Raw genomic sequence first — 2,352 nt, 5'->3', positions numbered from 1 at the left:
TTCGGATTGAAGAAAGCAAAAAGCATTTAAAAATAACTTATTTTGGGGATGAGCGATATTTTGCCGTATTCGGCAGTACTCCGAGTGATGTAAGATGCGGAAAAAATAATGCTGCGATGATTGTAAAGATGGCTTATTGAAAAGGAAGAGGTTTCATAGTAAGTTTCATTTTATGCGGTAAAAGCAGGTATCAAATAAATCAATAGGATTGTAGAATGTTTATATAACAAATGCTCAAGCTTGAACATAAGTTGAACATTGATAATTCAATAGTGTGTAATTATACAAAGATATGGAGGAAAACGAATAATGAACTCAAAGAATAGTAGAAATCTGTCATTAGAAGTTGGTAAAAGTGTATTCTTCGGTCATTATCACCAGGAGTGGCCAAAGGGAAGCCATCCTCAGCCAATCGAATGGATCGTTATAAGCATAAAAAAAGGTTCTGCATTATTATTGAGTAAACACATTTTAGAACGTATACCTTTCGATCGTGCTGTATCTGGCGAAATGTGGATTGGCTGTACCATGCGTAAGTGGTTAAATGATACATTTTTACATGAGGCCTTCACTGCTGAAGAGATGCATTGTATTCAGATATCAAAAAATACAATGGATGAATCGGATTTGTATGATGATGCAGTTCCTTATAAATGTACAACTTTTGATAAAGTATTTGTACTGAGTCAGGAGGAAATCTGCAAAATGAGCGAGAAATATCTGAGTGCTGAATCTACTGCATATGCAAGACACAGAAAGGATGCGGGTGACTATGGTTCCAATTGGTGGTGGTTGAGGACAACTCTTTCAGATAGAAAACATTGTATGATCGTTCAGGATGGAGGGCATGTGAATGACAGAGGGGATCTTGTGACCGCCGGTTATGTCGGTGTTCGTCCGGCACTCTGGTTGGATGTTTCAAAGTATAAATAGCGTAATAATGAACAATTTTCTGATTTCATGTTGCAGATTATTGCGCATAAAGCAGGAAAAATGGTGAACATTCTGAATGCTCCCGAGGTCACATATCCATCTCCGAAAAAAGTAATAACAGTTAAAGAAATGTTTGATCTGTCAGGGTCTGTATTAACATGAAATGAGCAAGAATTCTCCCACCTCTAAGGTGGTGAGAGCCATTGAACAGGAAGCACCCACTTCATAATCTGTGATTTAAGTGGTGGGAGAGGTACTTGATCGGATTTCAGACGGACGAGATGACTGGTGCGATTTTTTGAAAAAGTAAATATAAGAATATCAGGAATATAAAATAGAAAGCCGGGTATTTGATTTGAATTCTAATTCTATTAGGAAGATAAATCGAATATCCGGCTTTTTATTATTCCGATCAAGTTTCAACGATACTTTCATTAATTTCATAAAAGCGAAGCTGTTGAATGAACATTTATGTGAGACAATATCCTTAGTTAAAAAATACAGATGATTGAAAGGATAAAGGAGGAGTCCAATATGAGTTTTGATCCAAGACCGGTAACATTGGAAGAATATAATCAATCTTTAAGGGATTCGGTAAATGCCTATTATACACATGCCATCAATGACCCGGGCATGTCCCGTGAGGATGCCATCAAATCAACGGGGGAAATGGCAGAGAATTATCTTGAAGCGGTGGAAGAATTTGAAAATCAATCCAATGTTCAGATGGACACCGAAACAGATGTACAGAGTAACGAAGCACCATCCGTCGATAGTGAAGAAGGTATTGATGGCGGAGAAGGCTGTGACGATGGATTAGATATGGAATAGAGGGGGTAGAAATTATGGGATATGAATATACAAACAGAGCAGTGGCAAAATGTGATCGTCAGAATCGAAACAGTGGTGTATATACACGGACCTTATTTGGTCAGAGCATTCATGAGAATCCGGTACCGGTCTGGACGGCGAGCAGGGAGCGGGATCCCTTTGTAACGTTGAAAGACCCTGTGAGCGGCAATAAGATCGGAATCAGTAAGGATATGCTGTCTTATGGACTGGTTGCTTTTGCAGATCCGGGCGGCGGAAAAACAAATTTACTGGATATCATTGTGGACCGGCTTCTTGTGACACAGGAGGATAATGATATTATGGTTATTTTGGATACAAAGGGAGATTATTATAGGGAATTTGGCCGAAGAATTCCGCTGCATGCATGCACTGTTATCGGTGCGGGTGAAGAGTACAGGCAGATTACAGGGTGTCACAATATTTTTGCGGAAATAATGCCGAGGGGGCAGGATGGCAGGCTGGTATATACGAAAGATTCAGATGTGGATGCCCTTGATATCTCAAAACAGTTGTTTCAGAAAATGAACAGTGAGACCCAGCCTGTCTTTCCGGCAATGGCTGCCCAGA

Annotated in this window: 2 protein-coding genes and 1 pseudogene; all 3 read left to right on the top strand. The window is 39.6% G+C overall.

What is annotated here, in order from left to right; genetic code table 11:
• The first annotated feature begins 309 nt into the window (after positions 1 to 309).
• A complete protein-coding gene (locus QZZ35_RS11190) occupies positions 310 to 933 on the top strand; it encodes a DUF6273 domain-containing protein (protein ID WP_291237477.1) in 624 nt (207 codons plus the stop codon).
• Between the two features lie 534 nt (positions 934 to 1,467).
• Positions 1,468 to 1,764 (top strand): hypothetical protein, encoded by a 297-nt coding sequence (locus QZZ35_RS11185; protein WP_291237476.1) that lies wholly within the window; start codon positions 1,468 to 1,470, stop codon positions 1,762 to 1,764.
• A 14-nt stretch (positions 1,765 to 1,778) separates the two neighbouring features.
• Positions 1,779 to 2,352 (top strand): annotated as a pseudogene (locus tag QZZ35_RS11180) (hypothetical protein); the annotation flags it as partial.

It is taken from the genome of Frisingicoccus sp., from assembly GCA_016298055.1.
GTDB lineage: Bacteria > Bacillota > Clostridia > Lachnospirales > Lachnospiraceae > Frisingicoccus.
Note: the sequence above shows the minus strand (reverse complement) of the source record. Positions and strands in the feature narration are given on the sequence as shown.

Coding starts and splice junctions, on each gene's coding strand:
- QZZ35_RS11190 (WP_291237477.1), top strand. CDS start 310: ATGAACTCAAAGAATAGTAGAAATCTGTCATTAGAAGTTGGTAAAAGT.
- QZZ35_RS11185 (WP_291237476.1), top strand. CDS start 1,468: ATGAGTTTTGATCCAAGACCGGTAACATTGGAAGAATATAATCAATCT.